The 19819-nt window shown below is 68.4% G+C and carries 17 protein-coding genes; 6 read left to right on the top strand and 11 right to left on the bottom strand.

The features are described 5' to 3' along the window. Nucleotides 1-6: 6 nt before the first annotated feature. The 3 genes from ACW18C_RS02725 to ACW18C_RS02715 all read right to left on the bottom strand — a co-directional run bounded on the left by ACW18C_RS02725 (nucleotide 7) and on the right by ACW18C_RS02715 (nucleotide 4108). Nucleotides 7-1299, bottom strand: coding sequence for a PQQ-dependent sugar dehydrogenase (locus tag ACW18C_RS02725; RefSeq protein WP_492072681.1), 1293 nt, complete (start codon nucleotides 1297-1299; stop codon nucleotides 7-9). Beyond that, nucleotides 1299-1730 carry a DUF2231 domain-containing protein gene (locus tag ACW18C_RS02720; RefSeq protein WP_008262701.1) on the bottom strand — a complete coding sequence of 144 codons (432 nt, stop codon included), beginning with the start codon at nucleotides 1728-1730 and terminating at the stop codon, nucleotides 1299-1301. Before ACW18C_RS02720 ends, ACW18C_RS02725 begins: the two co-directional genes overlap by 1 nt. Nucleotides 1731-1870: 140 nt before the next feature. Next, a complete protein-coding gene (locus ACW18C_RS02715; RefSeq protein WP_492072680.1) occupies nucleotides 1871-4108 on the bottom strand; it encodes a TonB-dependent receptor in 2238 nt (745 codons plus the stop codon). Between the two features lie 250 nt (nucleotides 4109-4358). Here ACW18C_RS02715 and ACW18C_RS02710 point away from each other — a divergent pair, with 250 nt between their 5' ends. Then, on the top strand, nucleotides 4359-5744 hold the full coding sequence (locus ACW18C_RS02710) for a metallophosphoesterase (RefSeq protein WP_492072679.1): 1386 nt from the start codon (nucleotides 4359-4361) through the stop codon (nucleotides 5742-5744). Nucleotides 5745-5793: 49 nt separating this feature from the next. On the opposite strand, the gene ACW18C_RS02705 is transcribed toward ACW18C_RS02710, so the two are convergent. Next, nucleotides 5794-6111, bottom strand: coding sequence for a hypothetical protein (locus ACW18C_RS02705; protein WP_492072677.1), 318 nt, complete (start codon nucleotides 6109-6111; stop codon nucleotides 5794-5796). Nucleotides 6112-6276: 165 nt separating this feature from the next. Here ACW18C_RS02705 and ACW18C_RS02700 point away from each other — a divergent pair, with 165 nt between their 5' ends. Genes ACW18C_RS02700 through ACW18C_RS02690 form a run of 3 tightly spaced genes read left to right on the top strand, consistent with a single transcriptional unit; the run spans nucleotide 6277 to nucleotide 8757 of the window. Continuing rightward, entirely contained in the window at nucleotides 6277-7317 is a 1041-nt protein-coding gene (locus ACW18C_RS02700) for a sensor histidine kinase (RefSeq protein ID WP_492072676.1), read from the top strand. Nucleotides 7318-7328: 11 nt separating this feature from the next. After that, nucleotides 7329-8048, top strand: a complete 720-nt coding sequence (locus tag ACW18C_RS02695) for an alternative oxidase (protein WP_291752877.1) — start codon at nucleotides 7329-7331, stop codon at nucleotides 8046-8048. A 10-nt stretch (nucleotides 8049-8058) separates the two neighbouring features. After that, complete coding sequence (locus ACW18C_RS02690; RefSeq protein WP_292147267.1) at nucleotides 8059-8757, top strand: VIT1/CCC1 transporter family protein; 699 nt, start codon at nucleotides 8059-8061, stop codon at nucleotides 8755-8757. Nucleotides 8758-8860: 103 nt separating this feature from the next. Here ACW18C_RS02690 and ACW18C_RS02685 read toward each other — a convergent pair whose 3' ends face one another. Then, complete coding sequence (locus tag ACW18C_RS02685) at nucleotides 8861-9643, bottom strand: SDR family oxidoreductase (RefSeq protein ID WP_492073960.1); 783 nt, start codon at nucleotides 9641-9643, stop codon at nucleotides 8861-8863. Nucleotides 9644-9645: 2 nt separating this feature from the next. After that, nucleotides 9646-9975: a nuclear transport factor 2 family protein gene (locus ACW18C_RS02680; protein WP_492072675.1), complete on the bottom strand. Its 330-nt coding sequence runs from the start codon at nucleotides 9973-9975 to the stop codon at nucleotides 9646-9648. 55 nt (nucleotides 9976-10030) lie between these two features. Here ACW18C_RS02680 and ACW18C_RS02675 point away from each other — a divergent pair, with 55 nt between their 5' ends. Both ACW18C_RS02675 and ACW18C_RS02670 read left to right on the top strand, forming a co-directional pair. Then, nucleotides 10031-10453 carry a winged helix-turn-helix transcriptional regulator gene (locus ACW18C_RS02675; protein ID WP_492072673.1) on the top strand — a complete coding sequence of 141 codons (423 nt, stop codon included), beginning with the start codon at nucleotides 10031-10033 and terminating at the stop codon, nucleotides 10451-10453. Nucleotides 10454-10601: 148 nt separating this feature from the next. Further along, nucleotides 10602-12992 (top strand): PAS domain-containing sensor histidine kinase, encoded by a 2391-nt coding sequence (locus ACW18C_RS02670; protein ID WP_492072672.1) that lies wholly within the window; start codon nucleotides 10602-10604, stop codon nucleotides 12990-12992. A gap of 27 nt (nucleotides 12993-13019) precedes the next feature. Here the strand turns inward: ACW18C_RS02670 and ACW18C_RS02665 are convergent, their stop codons facing one another. Genes ACW18C_RS02665 through kdpB form a run of 5 tightly spaced genes read right to left on the bottom strand, consistent with a single transcriptional unit; the run spans nucleotide 13020 to nucleotide 19804 of the window. Then, nucleotides 13020-13709, bottom strand: coding sequence for a response regulator (locus tag ACW18C_RS02665; protein WP_035307971.1), 690 nt, complete (start codon nucleotides 13707-13709; stop codon nucleotides 13020-13022). Next, nucleotides 13709-16408 carry a DUF4118 domain-containing protein gene (locus tag ACW18C_RS02660; protein WP_492072670.1) on the bottom strand — a complete coding sequence of 900 codons (2700 nt, stop codon included), beginning with the start codon at nucleotides 16406-16408 and terminating at the stop codon, nucleotides 13709-13711. Before ACW18C_RS02660 ends, ACW18C_RS02665 begins: the two co-directional genes overlap by 1 nt. Next, a complete protein-coding gene (gene kdpC, locus ACW18C_RS02655) occupies nucleotides 16409-16987 on the bottom strand; it encodes a potassium-transporting ATPase subunit KdpC (RefSeq protein ID WP_492072668.1) in 579 nt (192 codons plus the stop codon). Nucleotides 16988-16997: 10 nt separating this feature from the next. Continuing rightward, the gene (locus ACW18C_RS02650) at nucleotides 16998-17714 is read right to left on the bottom strand and encodes a TorF family putative porin (protein ID WP_492072667.1); all 717 of its coding nucleotides are present in this window, start codon (nucleotides 17712-17714) and stop codon (nucleotides 16998-17000) included. 23 nt (nucleotides 17715-17737) lie between these two features. Then, nucleotides 17738-19804: a potassium-transporting ATPase subunit KdpB gene (gene kdpB / locus ACW18C_RS02645; RefSeq protein ID WP_492072666.1), complete on the bottom strand. Its 2067-nt coding sequence runs from the start codon at nucleotides 19802-19804 to the stop codon at nucleotides 17738-17740. Nucleotides 19805-19819: the final 15 nt, after the last annotated feature.

Below are 19819 nucleotides of genomic sequence, written 5' to 3'. Positions count from 1 at the left end.
ACCCGATCAGCGGCGCGGCGCGATCCGCCAGACTGTATTGGACAGGTCGTCCGCGACCAGCAGGATGCGCCGCTGGGCGTCGAAAGTCACGCCGACCGGGCGCCCGCGCGCCTCGCCGTCCTTGATGAAGCCGGTGACGAAATCGACCGGCGGACCGGCGGGACGACCGCCTGAGAAGGGCACCCAGGCGACCTTGTAGCCCGACAGGTCCTGACGGTTCCAACTGCCGTGTTCGCCGATGAAGGCGCCCTGGCTGAAGCCGCCGCCGAAGCCGCCGGCCGTCGCGAAGCTGAGACCCAGGGCGGCGACGTGCGAGCCCAGCGCATAGTCCGGGGCGATGGCGCTCTGGACCAGATCCGGGTTTTGCGGACGGACGCGCGGATCGATGTTCTGGCCCCAGTAGCTGTAGGGCCATCCGTAGAAGGCCCCTTCGCGGACCGAGGTCAGATAGTCGGGCACCAGTTGCGGCCCCAGTTCGTCGCGTTCGTTGACGACGGCCCACAGGGCGCTGGTGGTTGGTTCGATGGCCAGGGCGGTCGGATTGCGAATGCCGGTGGCGAAGGTGCGGTGCGCGCCGGTCTGGCGGTCGATGGCCCAGACGACGGCGCGGTCCTGCTCCACGGCCAGGCCGCGCTCGCCGATATTGCTGTTCGAGCCGATGCCGACATACAGGGTCTGGCCGTCCGCGCTGGCGGTCAGCGACTTGGTCCAGTGGTGGTTGATCGCCGACGGCAGCTTGGTCACTTCCTGGCGCGACGCGGTGATCCGCGTCTGGCCCGGCTGATAGTCGAACCGCACCAGGGTGCCCTGTTCGGCGACATAGAGGGCGCCGTCCACGAAGGCCATGCCGTAGGGCGCGTCCAGATTATCGATGAAGGTGGTGCGCACCTCGGGCTGACCGTCGCCGTTGGCGTCGCGCAACAGGGTGATGCGGTTGCCGCCCTTAACGGACGTCTTGCCCTTGGCCTTGATGACGCCGGCGATGATGTCCTTGGGCCGCAGCTTGGGGGCGTGGCCGCCCGAGCCCTCGGCGATCAGGATGTCGCCGTTTGGCAGCACCAGGATCTGACGCGGGATCTGCAGATCGGTGGCCATCGGGGTGACGACGAAGCCGTCCGGCACGGTGGGCGTTTCGCCGTCCCAGCCGATCGGCGTGGCGATCTTCATCGGCGGCACCAGGGTCTGGTTCAGGCCGGGAAGGTCGGGATTGGCGCCGGTCTGGTTCAGGTTGGGGTCGCTGCGGCTGCACCCGGCCAGGGCCAGGACGACGGCGGTCGTGCAAAGGAGCTTGTTGATCATCACGCGATCTCCCGCACGGTCGAGTTGGAATAGGCCAGCCAGCCGGCGATCAGGATCAGGACGGTCGACAGGATCGACAGGGTCAGGCCGAAGGCGCCGACGGAGCTCCAGGCGTCCTGGCTGTGCTTGAAGGCGTTGATCAGGCCCAAGACCCAGGCCAGGGCCAGGGCGGCCAGATGGATCACGGCGGCCCGTCGCGCCGGGGTGCGCCAGGACAGGGCCAGGTCGATGAGAGCCCACAGACCGGCCAGGCCGCCGAACACCAGGGCCCCGACGATCAGCCAGGCCGAGAAGTTCGACCACTGCATCTGGGCCGTCTTCAGATAGGCGATGTCGCTGATCAGGGCGGAACTGAACAGGGCGATGGGAAAGGCCATCAGAATTCCGCGGAACGGATTCAACCTCTCACGGAAGGCGGCGACAGCGGGCATGTGAGGGTTTCCTGCGGCGTCGCCACGATACGGCGACGTCGAACCCAACACGCGGCCCGGTCTTTGGTTCATCCGATCAGGTGCGACCGGGGAGCAGAAGAACAGGCCGCCGGTGAGAACGCCGGCGGCCTGTCATCGTCTTAGAAGCGCTTGGTCAGTTGAACGCCGTAGGTGCGGGGTTCGTTGACGAAGGCGGTCAGGTTGTTGAAGTCGATGGCGCCGATGACATTCTCTTCGTCGGTGATGTTGCGAACATAGGCGGCCGCTTCCAGCCCCTTGTTCAGATCACGCCAGCCGGCGCGCAGGCCGCCTTCGAAGTTGGTGTCCACCTTGAACTCGACCGATTCATACAGGAACAGGTTGAAGTCCTTCTGCATGGCCCAGTCGGTCGAGGCGAAGAACTCGGTGTCGTCGCCCAGAGGCAGGACATAGTTCAGCGTCAGGTTGGCGGTGTATTCCGGCGCCTGCGGGAAGGGGTTGCCGTCGACATTGGCGCGACGGGTCGTGCCCACGGTGACGATGGGGTCGGTGACGGTGCAGTTCGAGCCGCAGATGGCGACCAGCAGGTTGCTGTCCTTGATCTCGGTGTGGTTCCAGGCGGCGCCGGCCGACAGGCTGAAGCCCGCGCCCAGATCGATGTCGCCGTCCAGCTCCAGACCGTAGCCTTCACCCTTGTCGGCGTTGATCAGGCGGTTGGAGTTGTCCGCGCCGCCGATGGCGGTGAACTGCATGTCGCTGACTTCGTAATAGTAGGCCGTGGCGTTGAAGCGGGCGCGACCTTCCCACAGGCGGGCCTTCAGGCCCGTCTCATAGGACATGACCGTCTCGGACTCGGCCGTGGTCAGGACCGGCAGGTTGCGGCCCTGGATCGACGGGCCGCGATAACCCTTGGCCACGCGGGCGAACAGGTTGAGGCTGTCATTGACGTCGTACAGGGCGCTGACGTCCCAGCTGACCTGCTCGTCGCCGACCGAAACGGCGCCGGTGCCGCCCGCGCCCGCGCCGGTGACGATCCGGCCCTGATAGTCGCGGCTGTCGTCGGTATAGCGCAGGCCGCCCGTCACCTTCAGGGCCTCGGTCACCTGATAGTGCGCCTGACCGAACACCGACCAGGAGTCGGACTTCTGGGTGATGTCGGTGACCTTGGTCGGCTGAAGACCGCCGACGCCGTTGAAGGTGCCCGAGACCAGGTTGATGCGCTCATCCCAGTAGAAGGCGCCGACCTGCCAGCCGAGGCGGGCGTCGCCGTTCGAGGAGAGGCGCAGTTCATAGGTGTTCTGGCGCAGGTCGCTGGACAGGGTGCCGGTCTCGGAATTGAACGGCGTCTTGTAGGAGGCCGTCGCCGCGGCGCTGGCCACGCCGCCGTCGATGTCGCCGTCGCCCTGGGACGAACCCTGATAGGCGCCGACGATGCCGGTCAGGGTGGCGGGACCGAAGTCATAGGCGACCTGAAGCGACTCGGAAGTGGTCTTCTGCTTCTGGAAGTTGTTGCGGCCGCCGTCGTAATAGACGGTGTCGCGGTCGAAGTTGCCGTTCAGTTCGTTCGAGCCCTTGGTCAGGGCGTTGGCGCGGTTCATCGTGCCCGTGCCGTCATAGTCGCGGGCCTGCAGGGTCAGCAGGGTCGACAGGCGGTCGGTGGGCTGCCAGGCGACGTGGACGCGGGCGGCGACGTCGTCGAACCCGCCCAGGTCGTCACCGTTCGCATCGGCGAAGGACGGGTTGTAGGCGTTGTTGACCCAGTCGTCGCGGTGGTTCCACAGGACGGCGCCGCGCACCTGCAGGGTCTCGGAGGCCGGCAGGGTGACGGCCGCCTCGGTGCGGGTCGAACCCAGGTTGCCGTAGGTCAGCGAACCGAAGCCGGTGAATTCGTCCGACGGCTTGACGGTGTCGATCTTGATCACGCCGGCCGGGGTGTTGCGACCGAACAGGGTGCCCTGGGGCCCGCGCAGCACTTCCAGCTGCTGCACGTCGAACAGGGGGAAGCCCTTCAGATAGACGCTTTCCAGCACCACGTCGTCCAGCACCACCGAGACCGGCTGCGAGGCGGTGAAGTCGAAGTCCACGTTGCCCAGGCCGCGGATATAGAAGCGCGGAGCGTAACGGCCGTTCGAGCTTTCGACCTGAAGGCTGGGCACGCGGCCCGACAGCGACAGGATGTCGGCGCCGCCGGCCGAAATGTCCTGCAGCGTCTGGGGCGTCAGGGCCGTGACGGCGAAGGGCACGTCGCGGATGTTCTCGCTGCGGCGCTGGGCGGTGACGATGATGTCGTCGACGCCGGTCGCTTCAGCGGCGACGTCAGCGGTTTGGGCGAAGGCGGCGCCTGCGGTCAGCAGGGCGAGGCCGCTGACGGTGGCGGCGAGGAGGGCTTGGCGAAGCATGCGCGTGTATCCTTGGCGACATGGGGAGGAAGATGTCGCGCGAGCCCGTAAGGCCTCCGAAGGCGCGGCGCCAGTCGAGACCTGCGCCTGAATCTTGAACCTTTGACGACGCGGACACAGGAGCGTGACAATCGTGTCCCGAACGACGCATCTGGCCGAACTCGCCATTGTGCAGCTTGGCGGTCGGTGCGAAAATGAAGGCGTGCGTGACTCGGTTCCGCAACCGTATCGACACCGTTAGTATCCCCCCATGTCCTTCGTCACGCCCTCCCGTCGCCGGCTGCTTCACCTCGCTGGAGCGGCGGCCCTGACGTCCAGCCTGGCGTCCGGTCTGTCGGCCGCGCCCCGAAGCCCCGTCGTCGGTCGGGTGCTGGCCATAGCGGACATGCACTCCGCCTATGAACGGACCGCCCGACTTCTGGCCGCGTTCGAGGCCGAGGTCCGGTCCCAGCCGGTTCCGCATGTGATCGCCATCGACGGCGACATCTTCGAACACGGCAACGTCGTGTCCGTGCGGTCGGGCGGCGCCGTCGACTGGGCCTTTCTGGCCGAGGCGGTCCGGATCGCGCCGACCGTGGTCAATCTGGGCAATCACGACAACGACCTGACGCCGGACCTGGCCGAGGTCGTCGGCCGGTTGCGCGGCCTGGGCGTGATCGTGGTCAGCAACATCGTCGATGCGCGGACCGGCGCCGGCTATGCCCCCCCGACGGCGACGGCGCCGTTCGGGAGCCGCACGCTGCGGATCGTCGGCCTGGCGACCAATGCGCTGAACACCTATCCCAAGGCGTCGCGCGACCAGTTGTCCATTCCAGCGCCGGCCGAATGGGCGAACGCCCGTCTGGCCGATCTGACGCGCGGCGCCGATCCGGTGCTGGTGCTGAGCCACGCCGGGGTCGTCGCCGACCGCAGCATCCTGCCCCTGCTGCCGGACGGATCCCTGATGATCGGCGGGCATGACCATCTGCTGTTCCAGCATCGCCAGGGACGCAGCGCCTACGCCCACACCGGCTCCTGGACCAACGCCTATACGGCGGCGGACTTCCATGCGGACGGATCGGTCAGCGTCGCGTCCCATCCCATCGCCGCCGACGCCCCGTCGTCGTCCCGGCTGCAGGCCCTGATCGACGCGACCCTGGCGGAGACCCTGACGGACGAGGACCGGGCCGTTCTGGGACAAGGGGTCGAGGCCCTGTCGCTGGGCGACACCGGCCGCCGCATCGCCGCCGGTTTCGCCCAGGCGGCCGACGCCGACGCCGGCTTCATCGGCCACACCACCCTGGGCACGGGCGCACCGGCGGGGCCGATCACCCGATACATGTTCGATTCCATCGTCCGGTTCGACGGCCGGCTGATGACGGCCGAGGTGTCGCGCGCCCAGTTGGCCGGCTTCATGGCCCGCGCCAACCAGGACCGCCCCATCCCGCTGGAGCAGCGCACCGGCGACTTCCTGTACGGGGCGGTCGCCGCCGGTTCACAGGGGGCCACGGCGCGTATCGTCACGACCGACTGGTGCGCGACCAATCAGGCGGAATATTTCGGGACGACGTCGCTGGCGTTCACGCAGGTGACGGACCTGAAGGTCAAGCCGGTCGCCCTGTCCGCCCTCATCGAAACCCCATCGACTCCAGGCTAGAGTCTGACCAGCGACAGACCAATCCTGGAGCGGCCGATGGCGCCGGGGCTCAGGACTGCGAAAGCCGAATCAGGGCGAAGGTCGCCGCCAGGGCGACGACCGCGCTGGTGACCATGCTGACGATGACGCTGGCGGCGGCGGGATGCGCCTCGACAGTATCGACAATCTTGTCACGGCTCATTTCGGCCGCCGCTTCGGCTTCCTCGCGCAGACGGGCGGCCGCCCGGGCGACGGCGTGCTTCGATCGGGTCACGGCCTCGGTCGCGTCCGCGCCGGTCTTCAGGGCTGCGTCCTTGAGGTGATCGCTGGCTTCGTCGGCGAGGGCCTGAAGGTCCTCGCTCAGGGTCTTGAAGGCGGACTTCGGCATGGGGAGGCTCCTTGGGTGTATGCGCCATTAGAGCCTGTTCTGCGGACGACGTCGGTGATCTGGATCAAGGTGGACGGCGTCAAGCCGGCCTAGTATGCAAATGCAGCCAAGAGATCGGACCCGCTGGGTCGGACCGGCGCCAGGCCCCCTTTGGAGAGGGCCTCCATGTCGACGACCCCGCTCGCCACATCTTCGGACATCGCGCTGAACCTGGCGCTTTCGCTCATCTCCGCGTCGGTCGCGGCGGTGTTGTTGCTGGACGGCGACCTGTCCATCGTGGCCGCCAGCCAGAGCTTCCTCGAAACCTTCGACATCGGAACCGACCGGGTCGCCGGCGTGAAGATGGCCGATCTGGGCGGCGGCGAGTGGAACACGCCCCCGCTCTGGGCCCTGCTCAAGGCCACAGCCTATGGGCAGGCCGCGATCCCGGCCTACGAGATGGATCTGGCGTCGCCTTCGGGATCCCGGCGTCTGGTCCTGAACGCCCAGCGCCTGGTTTACGGAGACGGCCAGGGCGTTCGATTGCTTCTGTCCATCCAGGACGTCACGGAACAGCGCGACCGTGCGCAGCAGAATAACGACCTGATCCGGGACAAGGCGGTCCTGATCGAGGAAATGCGCCACCGGATCGCCAACAGCCTGCAGATCATCGCCAGCATACTGCTTCAGGGGGTGCGCAAGCTCAGTTCCGACGAGAGCCGGGACTATCTGCGCGACGCCCATCAGCGGATCATGTCTGTCGCCGCCGTCCAGCGTCAGCTCTCGGGCGCCGAACTGGGCGACGTCGATCTGCGGGATTATCTGACCGATCTGTGCCGCAGCATCGGCGACTCGATGATCCGCGACCATGACCGGCTGACGCTGTCGGCCACGATCGACGACACCCTCGTTTCATCCGGCAAGGCCGTCAGCCTGGGGCTGATCGTCACCGAACTCCTGATCAATGCGATCAAACACGCCTTCCCCAGGCAGCGGCCAGGGCGGATCACCCTGGATTATCGCGCGCAGGGCGAGGGCTGGACCCTGACGGTCCGCGACGACGGCGTCGGCCTGCCGCCGGACCCTTCGATCGCCAAGCCCGGCCTGGGCGCCGGCATCATCCGGGCCCTGGCTCAACAACTCGGCGCGGTCATCGTCATCACGGACGCCGAACCCGGCGTGCGGGTGTCGATCGTCTGCGCGCCTCCCCCCCTTCACACGTCCTGAAAGGACATCTCATGGTCAACAAGATCCTATCCCCAGACCGCCAGGGCCTGGCGGAAGAACGGCTGGCGGCGCCGGACGTCCATCATGAACCGCACGGTTTCTCCGACAGGTTCGCCCTGGGCTTCACCAAGCTGCTGCGCTTCTCGGCCGACACCTTCTTCGCCAAACGCTACGGCCACCGCGCCATCGTGCTGGAGACGGTCGCGGCCGTGCCCGGCATGGTCGGGGCGACGATCCAGCACCTGACCTGCCTGCGCCGGATGAAGGACGACGACGGCTGGATCCGCACCCTGATGGAAGAGGCCGAAAACGAGCGCATGCACCTGATGACCTTCATCGAGGTGGCCAAGCCGACCTATTTCGAGCGACTGGTGATCCAGATCGCCCAGGCCGTCTTCTATGTGGGCTTCTTCCTGCTCTATCTCGTGTCGGCCCGCACCGCCCACCGGGTCGTCGGCTATTTCGAGGAAGAGGCCGTGATCAGCTACACCCTCTATCTCAAGGAGATCGACGAGGGCCGCTCGCCCAATGTCCCGGCCCCTGAGATCGCCAAACACTATTGGAAGATGGCGCCTGACGCGACGCTGCGTGACGTCGTACTTGTCGTCCGAGCCGATGAGGCCCACCATCGCGACGTCAACCACGGCTTCGCCAGCTCGCTGAACGGCGAAGTCATCGATCACGGCCTCGCCGCCCCCTACCCCGCCCACGCGGCCGAAATCCGCGCCTGAGACCACGCCGATGTCCCGAAGCCCGCACCTCGAACGCCATCTTGTCGGTCGAGTCGGCTGGCTGAGGGCCGCCGTCCTGGGGGCCAATGACGGGATCGTCTCGACGGCGAGCCTGATTGTCGGCGTCGCTGCGGCCGAGGCCAGCCGCAGCGGCATACTGGCGGCGGGGGTCGCCGGACTGGTCGCCGGCGCCATGTCGATGGCGGCCGGGGAATATGTCTCGGTCAGCTCTCAGGCCGACGCCGAAAAGGCCGACCTGGACCGGGAACGGAGCGAACTGGCGGCGGCGCCGGAGGCCGAACTGAAGGAACTGGCGGGGTTCTATACCGCGCGCGGCCTGACACAGGACCTGGCGGACCAGGTCGCCGTCCAGTTGACTGCGGCTGATGCGCTGGGCGCCCATGCGCAGGATGAGCTGGGGATCTCCGCGATCACCACCGCTCGCCCGATCCAGGCGGCCCTGGCTTCGGCCGGCGCCTTTTCGATCGGAGCCGCCGTGCCTCTGATCATCGCCATCGTCTTCCCCCCGGCCCTGACCGCCGTTTCGGTGACCGTGGCGGCCGTCATCAGCCTGGCCCTCCTAGGCGCGGTGGGGGCCAAAATCGGCGGCGCCGCCATGCCGAAGGCCGTGCTGCGCGTCACCCTTTGGGGTGTTCTGGCCTTGGCGATCACCGCCGGAGTCGGCAGAATTTTCGGCGCGGTCATGTGACCGGGCGGCGGCCTCATCCCCGCCTCTCTGACCGACGCAGGATGGGCGCCAGCAACCGTTTCCGGCGCGCGGCGCCCCATCGTCCCTCGATCCTCATCTCCGCCTAGACGGTAGGGATCGTGCCCCCATCGATCACATACTCGCCGCCGTGAATGGCTGCGGCGCGGTCGGAGGCGAGGAATGCGATCAACTCGGCGACCTCCTCCGGTTTCGCCGCCCGCCCCAGGGGGATCCCGCCGAGCGCGTTCAGGACGCTTTGCCGCGCGTCTTCCAACGTCCCGCCCGAGCCTGCGGCGATCCGTTCCAGCAAGGCGTCCGAGGCTTCCGTGGATATCCAGCCGGGCGACACCACATTGACCCGCACGCCCCTGGGCCCCAGTTCCTTGGACAGGGCCTTGCTGTAGGTGGACAGGGCCGCTTTGGCGGCGGCGTAGGCGGTGGTGGATTCCGGTAAAGGCAATGTCCGCTGGATAGACGAGACGTGGATGATGGCGCCGGATCCCCGCCCGATCATCTGCGGCGCGAGCAGGCGATCCAGGCGAACCGCAGGCATCAGGTTCAGATCAAGTTCGGTGCGCCAATGCGCGTCGGTCAGGGCGGCGAAGCCTCCAGCCGGCGCCGACGAGCCGCCGACGACATGCACCAGAACATCAACGCCGCCAAACCGGTCCATCGCGGCCTGGGCCAAGGCCTCGCACCCTTCCAGCGTCATGAGATCGGCCTGGACGAACTCAGCGCCGGTCGAGGTCTCGGGGGCCGCCCGCGCGGCCGTGATCACCCGGGCGCCGCCGGCGAGAAAACGCTGGACGGTCGCGCGGCCGGCGCCCTTGGTGCCGGCGGTGACGAGAATCCGCCGACCTTCGAACTCTGTGGGATCGGGGCGCATCGTCACAGCGAGATCTCGAGCGCACGGATGGCGTCGTCGCCCAGAGTGAAGCGAAGCGTGAACCGAAGGGGGCTGCCCTTGAAGTCGCCGGCCGTGGGTCCCTCCAGGACGACCTGGCCCCCCTCGTGGCGCATCGTATCCGGCGTGAAGATCGCCTTGCTCGCGATCGTGGCCTCGAGCATCCACCGTCGGAGCGCCGCATGGCCCTGATGGCGCCCGCCGTCGTCCTTCACGACAGCGTCAGGCGCAAAGGGCTGCAGCATGCCGGCAAGGTCGAGGCGCGCATTGGCCGCGACATAGTCAGCGATGGGTTTGGGAAGGTCGGCGATCATTGGGTCTCCCGTTCGGATTCTTGCGTTCCATCCAAACTGCAAGTACGCTCCCACAATGGCAAGAACCGACGAAAAAGTTAGGTACGCACCCGAAGGTAAGCCCTTCGACTACACCCCCCAGACTGCGGCCTTGAGCGCGCAGAATGTCATCCGTGTTCTCGAAGGACGCTGGAAGCTGGTGATCCTGTTCCAGCTGTTCGGGTCGAACGTGCGGCGGTTCTCCGAACTCGAAAAAGCTATTCCCGGCGTGTCGCAGAAGATGCTGATCCAGCAGCTTCGACAGCTTGAAGCCGATGGAGTCGTGGCCCGCATCGTCCACCCCCAGGTCCCGCCCAAGGTGGAATATCATCTGACCGAATGGGGACAGTCCCTCTGTCCGGTTCTCGACAAGCTCCTGAGCTGGGCCGAAGCCGCCCCCGCCGATGTGCGTGACCGGCTGATCGAAAGCGATCGACCAGCGGCGAACGCACAGGGCTGAGTTCAGGACAGGCGGCCAGTGCGTCGATGTCGGCGTCTGATCTCGCGCCTGCGGATTCAGAAAGCATTAACCAAGCCTCGACAGGAATCCGCGACGCAGCCTAGATTCCCCCTGTAGCTGATTTGGTCGGGAGAGCGCCTTGCGGGGCATGGAGCGGCGGCAAGACAAGCGAGGCCGACGCGCCACCGACAGGGCCCCCAGCGCCCCGGCCTGGATGCGCATCGGCGTGCTGGTCCTCGCCCTCGGCTCCACCGGATACGTGCTGTTGATGTCGCGAGACGCGACACGCCCTGCCCGCGAAGCCCATCGCCTCCAGAACGAGAACCTGACGTTGAGCGCCCAGCTCGCCGCCAGCCGGACCGCCGCCCTGATGCAGGCCGCCCAGACCGGGATCGACGTCGGGACAGCCGCACTGCTGGACGACGCGCTCCCGATGGCCGCCGTCGAGAGGGCGCGCGGCGTCGCGCCGAACGCGGGCTTTTCGGTGATCGGCGCCGACGGCGCGATCCTGGCCAGCCAGGGGCCGGTGCAGTCGCCCGGCGTCCTCGCCCTGACGGGGCCGCAAGCCGGGGGGCGTCGGCTTGAAGCGCGCATTCTCCCGTCCCTGCCCGCCTCCGGCGCGGTCCGGATCGTGTCGAAGACGGGGGTCATCCTGGCCTCGCCGAACGCCGCCGAGGTCGGCCGGTCCGCAACGCCGCTGATCGGCGTCCAGGCCGGCGACCTGGCGTCCCTGACCACGCCCGTCGCCACGCCGGGGGGCAGGGCGTCGGTCGTGGCGGCGCCGATCACGCCCGACGGTCCCTATGTGGTCGCCTTGCAGAGCGGACCGCCCGCGGGTGCGGCGGGTCTGCTGGGCGAGGCCTGGGTTCTGGCGGCCCCCGTGCTGCTGGGCCTCGGCGTCCTGGCGCTGTTCCTGTTCCAGGGCCTGCGCCGTGCGCGCGCCAGCCGGGAATGGGCCTCGTCGGAAAAACGCTTCCGCATCGCGGTGGAGGCGGCGCGCTGCGGCGTATGGGAATGGGATCTGGACGGCGCCGAAGTGACCCTGTCCGACTATATGGCGACCCTGCTGGGCTTCGAGACCGGCGGCGTCGTACCGGCCGAGACCGTGATGGCCCGCATCCATCCCCGTTACCGCGACCAGGTGCAGCACGCGTTGCGCCAGGCCTCGGCCTATGGCGCCTTCGAAGTCACCTTCCCCGTCCCGGGCGACGGCGGCCGGACCCGCTGGATCGATGCGCGCGGTCAGGCGCGAGGGGCGCGGGGCGAGGCCGGCTTCTCCGCCATCCTGGGCGTCGCCCTGGACATCACCGAGGCCCGCCGGGCCAAGGCCGCCGCCCAGTCCGCCGAAAGCCGTCTGCGCGACGGGGTCGAGAGCATCTCGGACGCCTTCGTCCTGTTTGATCGCCAAGGCCGCCTCATCCTCTGGAACCAGGCGTTCGAGGACGCTTTCGACTTCCAGTCCGGCGTCGTGCGGCGCGGCGCGGCGAAGGAGGAATTGAACCGCATCGCCGCCCTGGCCATCAAGGCCGAACATGCGCCGACGGACGGGCGGGCGGGCCTTCGCGAGGTCGAACTGCACGACGGCCGCTGGCTGCAGTTGTCCGAACGCTTCACCTCGGAGGGCGGCTCGGTGGTCACCGCCGCCGACATCACCGCCATCAAGCGCGAAGAGACCGAACGCCGCCGCGCCGTCGAGGACCTGAGCCGCACCGTGGCCCAGCTCGAAGCCAGCCAGCAGATGCTGTCGCAACTGGCCCGGAAATACGAGATCGCCATGACCCGGGCCGAGGCCGCAAACCAGGCCAAGTCCGAATTCCTGGCCAATATGAGCCACGAACTGCGTACCCCCCTGAACGCCATCAACGGCTTCTCGGAGATCATGGCCGCCGAGCTGTTCGGCCCCATAGGCGAGAAGTACAAGGGCTACGCCGGCGACATCCTCAAGTCGGGCCAGCATCTGCTCAGCCTGATCAACGACATCCTGGACATGGCCAAGATCGAGGCCGGCAAGATGACTCTGCACTATGAGCCCGTCTCGCTGCGGGACGTGTGCGAGGACGCCGCCCGGCTGATGCGCGGCAAGGTTCTGGAGTCCGGCCTGACCCTGGAGATCGAAGCGGGCGACCTGCCGGACATCGAGGCGGACCACCGCGGCGTGAAACAGGTGATGCTGAACCTGATCTCCAACGCCGTTAAGTTCACGCCCGAAGGCGGGACCGTCACCCTGTCGCTGACGCCGTTCAAGGGGGCGGCCGGCGAGGATCGCGTCCGGGTCGCCTGCGCCGACACCGGCATCGGCATCGCGCCTGAACATATGGTCCGTCTGGCGCGGCCCTTCGAACAGGTCGAAGGCCAGCATTCCAAGACCACCCAGGGCACCGGCCTGGGCCTGGCCCTGACCAAGTCGCTGATCGAGATGCATGGCGGCCGGCTGAACATAGAAAGCGAGCCCGGGGTGGGCACGGTGGTCAGTTTCGATCTGCCGACGCGACGTCCCGTCCAGACCGTCCAGCCCATGAAGGCCGCCTTCGCCGCCTGAGCCGCCTGAGCCGCCGGGGGCGAGCGATCAGAGTTCGAGCCGGTATCCCACGCTCGGCTCCGTAACGACCAGGGCCGGTTCGGCGGGGTCGGCCTCCAGCTTGTGGCGCAGTTGGCCGATCACGACGCGCAGATACTGGACATCGGCGGCGTGGCCCGCGCCCCAGACGGTCTTCAGCAGGTCGGCGTGGCCCAGCACCTTGCCGGCGTTGCGGGCCAGACAGGCCAGGACTTCGTATTCCTTGGGGCGCAGCTTCACCCGCTCGCCGGCGCGGGTGACGATGCGACGGTCCAGGTCGATGACCACCTCTCCGACCGTGACCACGCCGCCCGCCACCGGCGCCAAGGCCCCCTGGCGCAGCCCGGCCCGGATGCGCGCCAGCAGTTCGCCGACCCCGAACGGCTTTTCGACATAGTCGTTGGCGCCCAGGTCCAGGGCCGCGATCTTCTCGGCCTCGCGATCGCGGGCCGACAGGATGATGATCGGCCCCTGGTAGAATTCCCGCGCCCGTCTCAGCACGTCCTTGCCGTCCATGTCGGGCAGGCCCAGGTCCAGCACCACGGCGTCGGGGCTCCACAATGCGATGGCCCTCAGCCCCTCCTGCCCGCTGTCGGCGCGGCGGGGTTCGTAACCGGCGGCGTCCAGGGCGGGCGACAGGAAGCGGTGGATCTGGGGCTCGTCGTCGATGACGAGGACCTGGGGGCGGACGGCAGGCATCACAGCAGATCCGGATGGGTGGCGATGGACTTGGGCAGGCTGATCAGGATGCGCGTGCCCCGCTTGCCGCCGTCCGGTCCGTCGTGGATCGGGCTGGCGGCGGCGATACGGCCGCGCATGGCCTCGACGAAGCCCTTGGCGATAGCCAGACCCAGGCCGGCCCCCTGGACTCTGTCGGGGGCGCGGTCGGTCGACTCCTCCATGCGGCGGAACTTGTCGAACACCCGTTCCAGCTCGGCCGTGGGTATGCCGCGCCCCTCGTCCTCGATGGAGATGACGACGGAGCCCCGGTCCTCATAGGCCGCCAGTTCGATGGTCGTCCCGTCGGGGCTATAGGCGATGGCGTTCTCAAGAATATTGACCACCGCCTGTTCCAGCAGACCGGGATCGGCCTCCACCATGCTGAGCTGGGGCGGGAAGTCGCGGGTGATCCGACGTCGCCCCAGGCGGCGCGACACCCGGTCGGCGGCGGCGTTCAGGGCGTCGCGCACATCAGTCCAGTCGGTGCGGACGTTCAGCCCGCCGCCCTCCAGCCGGGTCATGTCCAGCAGGTCGCCGACATAGCGCGACAGGCGTTCGGCCTCCTCGCGGATGCTGAGCAGCAGGTCGTCGCGGACCTCGGGCTTCAGGGTCGCCCCATAGTCGATCAGGGTGGTGGCCGAGCCCAGCACGGTCGACAGAGGCGTGCGCAGATCGTGGCTGACCGAGTTCATCAGGGCGGCGCGGAACCGGTCGGCGCGACGCAGGGTCTCGCTTTCCAAAGCCTGTCCGGCCAGATCAGCCCGCTCCAGCGCCACGGCGCCCTGGTCCAGCAGGGCCAGGGCCAGCCGCTCCTCGTCCGACCCCGCCGCCACGGCCGAGGCGTCGATCCCCGCCACGCCGGCGCGACCGCGCACGCCGTGCAGGGGCTGAAACCGCCAGCGGGTCTGCGGCAGGGTGCCGGTGCCGTGACCCGTGACCTCGCCGTGGGTCCAGGCCCAGCGGGCCGCGGCCATGGCGTCGGCGCCCAGGACCACGCCCTCGGGGCTGGCGGCCGTCAGGACGATGTCGTCGCCGTCCGGCAGCAGGACCACCGCCCCGGCCCCGGCGGCGGCCGAGGCCTGTTCGGCCAGGCTTCGGGCGGTCGTCGCACGATCCTGGGCCGCCGACAGGGTCTGGCTGGCGGCCAGCAGGGCAGAGACGGCGGCGGCGCGACGCTGGGCCGCGCGGGCCTGTTCGCGCACCCGCCCGGCCAGGGCCCCCGTGCCCAGTGCGACGGCCCAGAACAGCAACAGCGTGAGGAAGTCCGTCGGCGAACCGATCAGGAAACTGTAGCGCGGCTGAAGGAACAGGAAGTTGTAGGTCAGGAAGGCCAGGGTCGCCGCTACGAGAGCGGGCCGCAGCCCGTTCAGCACCCCCGCCGCCACAACGGCGGCCAGATAGATGACGCCCAGATCGACCCGCTCGAACCGCGTGTCCAGCAACAGGGCGACGCCGGTCGCGGCCCCGACGAAACCCGCGCCGGCGGAATAGGGACGCCAGTCCAGACCAGGCCGGAGACCGGGCCTGATCGTCGGCTCGGGCGCCGACCCATCGCCTTCGGTCACGACATGGACGGCCACGCCCTGGGCCTTGCGCAGCAGTTCGGTGGCCAGCGCCCGACCGGTCCATTCGGCTAGGCGGCCGCCCCGCGTCTTGCCGATGACGATCTGGGTGACGTTGTTGCGGTGGGCGTGATCCAGGACGGTGCGCACGACGTCGTCGCCGCTCAGCGTCACCGGTCGGCCGCCCAGTTGCTCGGCCAGTTTGAAGGCTTCGGACAGACGGCCGGCGGAGCGCGCGTCGGAACGCGAACCTGACGGCCGCTCGACGTGGGCCACCGACCAGGGGGCGTCCATCATCACGTCCGACATGCGCCGGCCGGTGCGCACCAGCGAGGCGGTCATGGCGTCGCCTCCGACCAGGACCAGGATCCGCTCGCCGGCCGCCCACGGCCCCGACACGCCGCGCTCGCGGAGATGCGACAGCAGTTGGTCGTCCACCGTCTGGGCCGCGCGGCGCAGGGCCAGTTCGCGCAGGGCCGTCAGGTTTTCCAGCTTGAAGAAGTTCTCGGACGCCACCCGCGCCGTCTCGGGCACATAGACCTTGCCCTCGGCCAGGCGGGCGCGAAGATCCTCGGGCGTGATGTCCACCACCTCGATGTCGTCGGCCTCGCTCAGCGCGCTGTCGGGCACGGCCTCCCTCTGCCGCACGCCGGTGATACGCAGGATGACGTCGGACAGGCTCTCCAGATGCTGGATGTTCAGCGTCGTCCAGACGTCGATCCCGGCGTCGCGAAGCTCCTCAACATCCTGCCAGCGTTTGGGGTGGCGCGAACCGGGGACGTTGGAATGGGCGTATTCGTCGACCAGCAACAGGCCGGGACGGCGCGCCAGCGCCCCATCCAGATCGAACTCCATCAGCGACCGCCCGCGATGGTCGATCGGGGCGCGGGGCATGACGTCCAGCCCGCGCAGCAGGCTCATCGTCTCCTTGCGGCCGTGGGTCTCGACCACCCCCACGACGACATCCATGCCCTCGGCCTTTCGACGGCGGGCCGCGCGCAACATCTCATAGGTCTTGCCCACGCCGGGCGACATGCCCAGAAACACCTTCAGCCGCCCGCGCTTGCGGCGCGGAACGGCTGAAGTCGCGGGCGTTTCGGGCGCCGTCTCGGGCAATCAGCCCTCCGCGCCGAAGCGGGCGTCCAGCGCGCGATTGGTCAGCAGGACATTGACGCGCGGCTGGCCGACGAAGCCCAGCAGAGCCCCCTTGGTCTGGCCGTCGATGATGGTCTGGACCTGCTGCACGGGAACGCCTCTGGCTCGGGCGATCCGCGCGGCCTGAAGCCGAGCGTAGGCCGGTGACACGTCCGGGTCGAGGCCCGAACCCGAGGTCGTCACCGCATCGGCGGGGATGACGCCGGCACCGTCCTCGGCGCGGATGGCCTTGGCGCTTTCGGCGACCCGCCCCGCCAGGTCCGGGTTCAACGGCCCCATGTTCGAGCCCGACGAGGCGGCGGCGTCATAGCCGTCGCCCGCCGCCGAGGGGCGCGGGTGCAGATAGGTCGCGCCCGCGAACGGCTGGCCGATCAGGGCCGAGCCGACGACCCGACCGCCGGCGTCGCGCACCAGGCTGCCGTTGGCCTGCCCGGGGAAGGCGGCCTGGGCGATCCCCGTCACCGCCAGCGGATAGGCCAGCCCCAGCAGGAGGGTGAACAAGGCCATCATCACGATGGCAGGACGGAACGAATTGACCATGGTCCTCGCCTCAGAAGCTGGCTTTCAGCGTCGCCACGGCGCGCGCGCCGTAGATGTCGCCGAAGTCGTGTTGATCGGTGTCGTGATAGCGCAGGTCGACCGCCAGGGTGTCGGTCAGCTGATAGGCCGCGCCAAGGTTCCAGGTGGTGTAGTCGAGGTCCGAAGACACCCACTGACGCCCAACGGCGCCCGACACGGTCCATTTGTCGGCCGGGCTGACGGCGCCGTTGACCTCGGTGTATGTCGCCTCGTCTTCCGACGCGCCGAAGAAGTCGGGCGAATAATAGACTGCGGCGCCCAGGGTCGCGGGGCCGACGGCGCGCGAGGCGGCCGCTTTCAGCTCGACATAGTCGTAGTCTGCGCCGTCCGGCTGGCCGGCGTAGAGGTAACCGACCACGCCGAAATCCAGCGCGTAGCCCGCCACCTCGGGCCGATAGCCGGCGTAGAGATCGACCTCGGCGTCGGTGTCGTCGCCGAAATCGACGTTGGAGGCCCAGCCGCCGGCGTAGAAGCCGTTCTTCGTCAGATCGACCCCGGCCGAGATGGCCGGATCTTCCTGAGTCTGGCTGACGCCGCGGAAGACATAGTCGGAGGTCAGGGCGAAGTTCGCCGAGACGTCCTGGGCCCTGGCTTCGCTGCACAGGCCTAGGCCCGCGATGCCCAGGATGCAGGCGGCGGCGAACCAGGCGTCGTTGCGCCCGGACGCCTTGTTGAGACGATTACGCATGGAGATGTCCTTGGACACACGCATCAGGCCAGGCCGAGCGTGGAAATGACGAGATCGATCAGCTTGATGCCGACGAACGGCGCGATCAGGCCGCCCAGGCCGTAGATCAGCAGGTTGCGACCCAGGAGGGCGCCCGCGCCGATGGCCCGGTACTTCACCCCCTTCAGCGCCAGCGGGATCAGGGCGACGATGACCAGGGCGTTGAAGATCACCGCCGACAGGATGGCGCTCTCGGGGCTGTGCAGACGCATGACGTTCAGCGCGCCCAGGGCCGGCAAGGAGACCACGAACATCGCCGGGATGATGGCGAAATACTTGGCCACGTCGTTGGCGACCGAGAAGGTCGTCAGGGCGCCGCGTGTGATCAGCAGTTGCTTGCCGACCTCGACGATCTCGATGACCTTGGTCGGGTCGCTGTCCAGATCGACCATATTGCCGGCCTCGCGGGCGGCCTGGGCGCCGGTCTGCATGGCCACGCCGACGTCGGCCTGGGCCAGCGCAGGCGCATCATTGGCGCCGTCGCCGCACATGGCGACCAGACGGCCCTTGGCCTGTTCGGCCTTGATCAGCCGCATCTTGTCCTCGGGCGTGGCCTCGGCGAGATAGTCGTCCACCCCGGCCTCCGAGGCGATGGCCGCCGCCGTCACCGGATTGTCGCCGGTGATCATGACGGTGCGCAGGCCCATGCGGCGCAGGTCGGCGAAGCGCGCCTTCACCCCCGGCTTGACCACGTCCTTCAGGTGGATGACGCCCACCAGGACGCCGTTCTGGGTGACTGCCAGAGGCGTGCCGCCCGAGCGGGCGATCCGGTCCACGGCCTGACGGAACTCGGCCGGAGCCGCACCGTCGGACAGACCCAGATCCCTCAGCACCGCATCGACCGCGCCCTTGCGCCAACTGTCCTTGCCGACGTCCAGGCCCGACTGGCGGGTGACGGCGGTGAAGGGGATGGCGACGGCGCCGGCTGGCTGTTCGACCGAAATCCCGGCGTTGCGACCCAGTTCGACAATCGAGCGGCCCTCGGGCGTCTCGTCGGCTAGGGACGCCATGACGGCGGCGGCCAGGGCGGCTTCCGGACGCACGCCCGGAACCGGGATGACCTCGGTCGCCATGCGGTTGCCGAAGGTGATGGTGCCGGTCTTGTCGAGCAGCAGGGTGTCGACATCGCCTGCCGCCTCCACCGCACGGCCCGAGGTGGCCAGCACATTGACCTTCAGCAACCGGTCCATGCCGGCGATGCCGACGGCGGACAACAGGCCCCCGATCGTGGTCGGGATCAGGGTGATGAACAGGGCGCCCAGCACCAGCGGATCGATACGGACGCCCGAATAGGCGCCGAGACCGACCAGGGTCACGACCGCGATCAGGAAGATCAGGGTCAGCCCGGCCAGGAGCACGGCCAGGGCCAGTTCGTTCGGCGTCTTGCGACGGTCCGCACCCTCGACCATGGCGATCATCCGGTCGAGGAAGGTCGAACCCGGCCTGGCCGTGATCCGCACCTTGATCCAGTCGGACACCACGGTGGTGCCGCCGGTCACGGCCGAACGGTCGCCCCCGCTTTCGCGGATCACCGGCGCGCTCTCGCCGGTAATGGCGGCCTCGTTGACCGAGGCCACGCCCTCAATGATCTCGCCGTCCGAAGCGATCACGTCGCCAGCCTCGACCAGGATGATCGACCCGACCTCCAGATCCGACGCGCTGGTCGGAACCACCAGGCCGGTCTCAGGATCGACGATCAGCTTGGCCTTGGTCGTGACGCGGGTAGCGCGCAAGGAATCGGCCGCCGCCTTGCCGCGCCCTTCGGCGACGCTTTCGGCGATATTGGCGAACAGGACCGTGGCCCATAGCCACAGGGCCAGCTGCACTGCAAAGCCCGCCGACTGGCCGCCCGTGACCGCCGCGACCGCCGAGATCGTGGACAACAGCGCCACGATCCAGGTGGTGAAGATGACCGGGTTCTTGATCAGTTTGACGGGGTTCAGCTTGACGAAGGCCTCGCCCACGGCCCGGCCGATCATCTGTCCCGAGAGGCCGCCCGCGAGGGGCGACGAACGGCCGCCCTCGCGTGGGTCTAATGTGATTTGTGTCATGTCAGGATGTCCGGA

The sequence above is a fragment of the Brevundimonas sp. FV1ye7S genome (assembly GCF_058680995.1).
The sequence above is the reverse complement of the archived record's forward strand: the minus strand, read 5'-3'. Positions and strand labels throughout refer to the sequence as shown.